Here is a 651-nt window from a genome sequence, read left to right on the forward strand (position 1 = left end):
CGGGCCGGCCGCCGCCGAGGCGCAGTCGCGCGCCGCGGCGGGCTCCTGGGTGACGCACACCCGCACCAGCCAGGCGGCGACGGGCAGCAGCGCGGCGGCGGCGTAGCCGAGCGAGTCGAGAATCGGCTGCCCGGACTGCACCCCGATCCCCAGGAAGGCGCCGTAGAGCAGCAGCGGCGGCAACCAGCGGTGCGAGCGGGCCAGCAGGGCCGCCTGGTAGCGCAGCAGCGCGGTCATGCCTTCTCCTTCAGCCTTTCGGCGGGCCCATGCGCCTCGGTGGGTTCCTGCGGCGCTTCGGTGGGCTCGTGGGGGTCGCTGACGGTTGTCACCGTGCGGATGTGCCACGGCGGGGCAGCGGTCAGGAGGGTGCGGAGCAGGGCGTCGGAGTGGGTGGCGGCGACCGTCAGCCGTACGACCTGGCCCGCCGGACCGGCGGGCGCCTTACCGCTCCCGCCCCCGTGCGCGGCGGGGTCGTACTCGCGCACCGCCCCGCCCGGGAGCCCGGCGGGCAGCTCGGCCCCGGGCGTTCCCTCGGCCTCCACCCGGACCCATGCGGCGGCCGGGACCATGGACCGCCGCCCCGGCCGCGTCCCGGCGGGGGACGGCCGCTCACCGGCCGAAGCCGACGGGCCGGGCGTGGCCGGGCCGGGC

General features: G+C 78.8%; 2 pseudogenes. Both read right to left on the reverse strand.

Annotated features, from left to right (window positions below):
• Positions 1 to 237, reverse strand: a pseudogene (locus KN815_RS49530) (ABC transporter); the annotation flags it as partial.
• Positions 234 to 651, reverse strand: a pseudogene (locus tag KN815_RS51425) (hypothetical protein); the annotation flags it as partial. The pseudogenes KN815_RS51425 and KN815_RS49530, both read right to left, overlap by 4 nt.

It is taken from the genome of Streptomyces niphimycinicus, assembly GCF_018883605.1.
Classification (GTDB): domain Bacteria; phylum Actinomycetota; class Actinomycetes; order Streptomycetales; family Streptomycetaceae; genus Streptomyces; species Streptomyces niphimycinicus.